At 64.6% G+C, this 5,285-nt stretch carries 5 protein-coding genes and 2 pseudogenes; 6 read left to right on the top strand and 1 reads right to left on the bottom strand.

Annotated elements, in window-relative coordinates; genetic code table 11:
• A pseudogene (locus Y705_RS23620) lies at positions 1–234 on the bottom strand (polyprenyl synthetase family protein); the annotation flags it as partial.
• 144 nt (positions 235–378) lie between these two features.
• On the opposite strand from Y705_RS23620, the gene dinB reads away from it, so the two are divergent.
• The 6 genes and pseudogenes from dinB to Y705_RS21210 all read left to right on the top strand — a co-directional run.
• Positions 379–1,599 carry a DNA polymerase IV gene (gene dinB / locus Y705_RS18200; protein ID WP_049822421.1) on the top strand — a complete coding sequence of 407 codons (1,221 nt, stop codon included), beginning with the start codon at positions 379–381 and terminating at the stop codon, positions 1,597–1,599.
• 197 nt (positions 1,600–1,796) lie between these two features.
• A complete protein-coding gene (locus Y705_RS0107390) occupies positions 1,797–2,174 on the top strand; it encodes a DUF3040 domain-containing protein (protein WP_026532395.1) in 378 nt (125 codons plus the stop codon).
• 285 nt (positions 2,175–2,459) lie between these two features.
• Positions 2,460–2,891, top strand: coding sequence for a division/cell wall cluster transcriptional repressor MraZ (mraZ, locus tag Y705_RS0107395; RefSeq protein ID WP_026532396.1), 432 nt, complete (start codon positions 2,460–2,462; stop codon positions 2,889–2,891).
• Between the two features lie 184 nt (positions 2,892–3,075).
• Positions 3,076–4,077: a 16S rRNA (cytosine(1402)-N(4))-methyltransferase RsmH gene (rsmH, locus tag Y705_RS0107400; RefSeq protein ID WP_026532397.1), complete on the top strand. Its 1,002-nt coding sequence runs from the start codon at positions 3,076–3,078 to the stop codon at positions 4,075–4,077.
• Positions 4,074–4,661 carry a cell division protein FtsL gene (locus Y705_RS18205; RefSeq protein ID WP_049822422.1) on the top strand — a complete coding sequence of 196 codons (588 nt, stop codon included), beginning with the start codon at positions 4,074–4,076 and terminating at the stop codon, positions 4,659–4,661. Before rsmH ends, Y705_RS18205 begins: the two co-directional genes overlap by 4 nt.
• A gap of 48 nt (positions 4,662–4,709) precedes the next feature.
• Positions 4,710–5,285, top strand: a pseudogene (locus Y705_RS21210) (peptidoglycan D,D-transpeptidase FtsI family protein); the annotation flags it as partial.

The raw sequence follows: 5,285 nt of genomic DNA on the forward strand, positions 1-5,285 counted from the left end.
CCGCCATCCCCAGTAGCACAGGAGGGCGCGAAGGCGCTTCCCGCCATCGGTGAGCTGGCGGATGGCGTCGAGCAGGACGAGCGACTCGGTCGATATCCCGGCGAGGATCGCCGCTTGCTCACCGAGGAAACGGTCGGATTCATGCGTCATCGACGCCCGGAACGCGCTCTGGTCGCGGGTGATAATTCCGAGAGGGGAACCGCCCTCGTTCGGACTCGGAATGGCGGACGGCATGGCTCTCCCGGTGCGGCTCGAAGCGTGAACCTCCTACTGTATCCGTCACCCGGAAGCCGAAGTGCCGGTGATGCAGGGAGGGCGGACTGCGCTCGGTACGATGGGAGCGTGCAGGATGCAGGAACGTCCCATGGACTGGACGGCATGGAGAACCCGGAGTGCTCGATCCTCCATATCGACATGGATGCGTTCTATGTCTCGGTTGAATTGCTGCGACGACCGGAACTCAAGGGTGCACCCGTCATCGTGGGTTCTCCGTCCGGCCGATCGGTGGTGCTCTCGGCGTCCTACGAGGCCCGGCGGTATGGTGTGCGGTCCGCCATGCCCATGGCCGTCGCGCTGAGGCAGTGTCCCAGTGCAGTGGTCCTTCCACCGCACCATGACCGTTACTCCGAAGTATCGTCGACAGTGATGGGTATCTTCCGCTCAGTGACGCCGGTTGTCGAGCAGTTGAGCGTCGACGAGGCATTCCTCGACATCGCGGGCGCCCTCCGTCGGCTGGGAAGCCCGCGGTCGATCGGTGAGCAGGTCAGGGCGGAGATCAGTGCCACCCTCGGCATGACGGCAAGTGTGGGAGCAGCCACCACAAAATTCGTCGCGAAGATCGCCTCGACGCGGGCGAAACCGGACGGGTTGCTCCTGATCCCCGGCACCGAGACGGTCGCCTACCTGCACACCCTTCCCGTTTCCGCACTGTGGGGCGTGGGAGCGAAGACCCAGGAGACCCTCGCGCGTCTCGGCATCCGCACGGTGGAGGACGTGGCCCATACGCCGGTCACCGCCCTCCGGCGGCTGCTCGGCACTGCCGGCGAGCACGTCCACCACCTGGCGTGGGGGCGTGACCCCAGGAGTGTGGTGGTGTCCCGCAGGGAAAAGAGCATCGGCGCCGAGGAGACGTTCGAGCAGGACGTCTCATCGGATACCGTCCTGCGGACCGAGCTGTTGAGGCTCGCTCACCGGACCGCCGTCCGCCTGCGGGCGTCCGGCCATCAGGCAGGCGGTGTATCGCTCAAACTGCGCTACGCGGATTTCTCCACCCTGACACGGTCGAAGAAGCTCCCCGAACCGGTGAACAGCGCGCACGCAATCCATGCGGCGGCAATCGCGCTGCTTCTCGGGCTGGGCGATCGGCCCCTGCCGGTAAGGCTCATCGGCCTTCGGGCCGAGCATCTCGAAACCGGCGGTTCAGGGGCGCACCAGCTGACCATCGATGGCAACGAGGACAGCTGGCGTGGCGCAGAGGCTGCGCTGGACGCAGTCAACAGGAAGTTCGGTGCCGCGGGAATCCTGCCGGCCGGGCTGCTGAAGCTGCCCGCCGGAACGCAGCCCGTGCGGCGCCAGGTCGGCAGGGAGGACGGCGCATAGCACCATACTCTCGGGACCAGCAAGGTGCATTGTGACTTTCCAGCCGACCCGTAGCAAACTACTCTTTATAGAAGTAATGCAAAGTGCGAAAGCAGTAGCTTGCCGTTGGTCCTTCGGTCCGTATCGGGGGAACTCCAGCGGTGGCGGACTCGTTCTTTGGATTAAGGAACGTTGGCACTGACAGCAAGGAGGCGATCATGGCACTCTCGGAACACGAGCAAAGGCTCCTTGATCAGCTCGAACAACAACTACACGCCGACGATCCCAAATTTGCGCACTCCATGGCGTCGAATACGCGCGGGTCGATGTCGACGCGGCGGGTGGTCATCGGTTCCCTGATAACGATCGCCGGAATCCTGGTCCTGCTGGCGGGAATCTCGCAGCAGATCATCATCCTGGGAGTGGCCGGGTTCCTGGTGATGGGGGCGGGCGTCTACTTCGCAACCACGAAGCCGAAGACAGCGGAGGGCGGTCCTACCGCCGGCCGGACCGCGAAACCGGCCTCCGCAGGCAAAAGCGGGTTCATGACGACCCTCGAGGACAAATGGGACGAACGTAAACGGGACCAGCCCTAGGCCCCGGTCACCACAACTCCGGCGACCGGCCCGTAGCACGGCCGATCTCGACGCAAAAGACCCGCCCCGGCGGGTCTTTTGCATTTAACGCCGCTGCATTCGACACCGCGATGGGAATATCCCTCCACTTCACTCCCTGGCTCTCTGCCCCGGAATAGCAGGAAACTTTCCCGAAAAGTGCGCGCCACGCGATCCTGGTCGCGTTGACGGTGGTGCTTAGTGGAGTAAAGTGGGGAATATAAGAGCGAAGTGATGGCGCACGCGGATTTCGGACAGGCGGTGGGGATGTTCCTGGGGACACACACACCTCGCCTCGATGAAAAAGGCAGGTTGATCCTGCCGGCGAAGTTCCGTGACGAGCTGGCCTCAGGACTTGTCCTCACCCGAGGGCAGGAGCGCTGTATCTACGTTTTTAGTGCAAGTGAATTCGAGAAGGTCCACGAGGAGATGCGGGCCGCTCCGATCTCATCCCGGCAGGCCAGGGACTACGTCCGCGTGTTCCTGTCAGGCGCTTCGGACGAACTCCCGGACAAGCAGGGGCGGATCACCATTCCACCGGTGCTGCGCGCCTACGCCGGACTGGATCGTGAACTCGCGGTCATCGGAGCGGGAAGCCGAGCGGAGATCTGGGACGCGGGAGCCTGGGACCGCTACCTCGAGGAAAAGGAAGCGGCGTTCTCCGAAACGGACGAGGACACCCTGCCCGGAATCATCTAGGGAGGACACGGGCCGGACGTCTTGGATGAGATCTCCACCCGTCGGATAGAGAGCACCACCTGGCTTCACTTCCCCGAAGCCAGGCGGCAGCTCGATCCGGCCGGATGGGGATCTGATCCAAGAACTTCCACAGTCCCAGGCCTACAGAACCGATGTGGAAAATGATGCAGGAAGGAGAAGGTGCGTGAGCGAAGACCGCCCCACCGGCGAGCGGCATGTGCCGGTACTGCGCGATCGCTGCGTATCCCTCCTGGCGCCCGCTGTCGCCTCGGCCCGGGAAGCAGGCAGACCGCCGGTCCTCGTCGATGCGACCCTGGGTATGGGTGGCCATGCCGAGGCCCTGCTCGCCGAATTCCCGACAGTGCACCTGGTGGGTATCGATCGTGACACCGAGGCTCTGGGGCTCGCGGGGGAGCGGCTGGAACCCTTCGCCGACCGGACCGACCTCGTCCACGCCGTGTACGACGAGATCAACGAGGTCCTGGCCGACCTCGGCATCCCGGCAGTCGACGGATTCCTCTTCGACCTGGGCGTCTCGTCCCTCCAACTCGACGAACGCGAGCGTGGCTTCGCCTACTCCTACGACGCACCCCTTGACATGCGCATGGATACCACCCGGGGAATCACAGCCGCCGACGTCGTCAACACCTACTCCCAGGAGGAGCTCCTCCGCATCATCCGATCCTGGGGCGAGGAGAAGTTTGCGGGCCGGATCGCCTCGGCGATCGTTGCAGCGCGCAGTGGGACCCCTTTGGAGACCACCGGCCAGCTTGTCACGGTGATCCGCGATGTTGTCCCGGCATCGGCGGCCCGCACCGGCGGTCACCCCGCCAAGCGGACGTTCCAGGCCCTCCGCATCGAGGTCAACGAGGAACTCACCGTGCTTTCACGGGCAGTCCCCGCGGCGATCGACGCGGTTCGGCTCGGAGGGCGGGTCGTCGCCATGTCCTATCACTCGCTCGAGGACCGCATCGTGAAGACTGCCTTCGCGGCCGGAGCGAAATCCTCCGCCCCTCCGGGATTTCCTGTGGAGCTCGAACAGCACAAGGCGTACCTCCGGCTCCTCACCCGTGGCACCGAGGCACCGACGCAGCTGGAAGTCGAAGAGAATCCGCGGGCCGCGTCAGCGAAGCTCCGGGCAGTTGAACGAATCAAGGAACACCCCGTGGACAGGAATAGAAATTGAGCCAGGCACTGATCGCGGATACCCGCAGCGCTTACCACGAGCTGTCCGGAAGCAGCGCCGTTGCAGCGCCGCGGCCGGGTGGGGGAGCAGCACCCAGGACGCGCACTCCGCTTTCAGTGGTGCCCGCACGTCCCGCGAAACGGCGCGTCCCCTTCGTGGTGTTCAGCTTTGTCGCGCTGGTGGCGGCGTTGGTCACGGTCCTCATGCTCAACATCTCGGTCTCGGGCACCCAATACGAACTGGTCCAGCTCCGCGGCCAGCAGATCGCCCTGAGCCAGGAGAACCAGGCCCTGGAACAGAAGATCGAGAACCGGGAGGCGCCCCAGAACCTCGCTGCGGCAGCGACGAAACTCGGCATGGTCGCATCCCCGACCTTCGGTTCGATTGAGCTAGATTCCTTGAAGGTGACGGGGAGCCCCGAGGCCGCCACGAAGACCGACGGCCCGCTTGCGCTCATCCCGGCTCCCGACCTCGATGTCCAGTTGGAGTCGATGCCGGAGATGGCCGCTTCAACCGGAACCGAAGCTGCCGGCACCATCCCTGGTCCAGAGCAGGATCCGGGGCAGGCAGCAACGGGCAGGTAGCCCGCCCCTCGACCTCAACTGCTCGTGTCGACTGACAAGGAAATCCTCGTGGCGCATCCCATCACCGGCGGCCAGGACGCAATGCGCGTGGCCCTCGGATCCAAACGGCTGCGGCTCGGCCTGGCCTTCGTCCTCGTGCTGCTTCTTGTACTCGGCGTGCGGTTGTTCCAGCTGCAGGCCCTCGACCTCAACGGCATGGCCCAGGCCGGCCTTTCAAAGCGCCTGACCACCACTGCCGTGCAACCGGTCCGTGGGTCGATCCTCGATACCAACGGAAAGCATTTCGCACGGAGCGTCGAACGGTTCGACATCGTGGTGGACCAGACGTTGAGTACCGGGGACACCTTCAGCCGCTACAACGCCGAATTGGATGAGCGTGAGGTCGATATTCCCCTCGAGCAGGGCTTCCGGGAGTTGTTCGAAGTCCTCGGAATCGACGCCGCCACGCTGGAGGACTCCATCGTGGGGGACAAGATCTTCAACTACGTTGCACAGTCGGTGACGCCGGAAGTGAAGAACGAGGCGCTCGCGGTCGGCATCCCGGGCGTCTATGCCGACCAGACCAGCGAGCGGACCTACCCTGCCGGCCAGGTGGCCGGCTCGATCATCGGCTATGTGGGGCCC

This window comes from Arthrobacter sp. H41, assembly GCF_000520535.1.
Classification (GTDB): Bacteria; Actinomycetota; Actinomycetes; order Actinomycetales; family Micrococcaceae; genus Arthrobacter_D.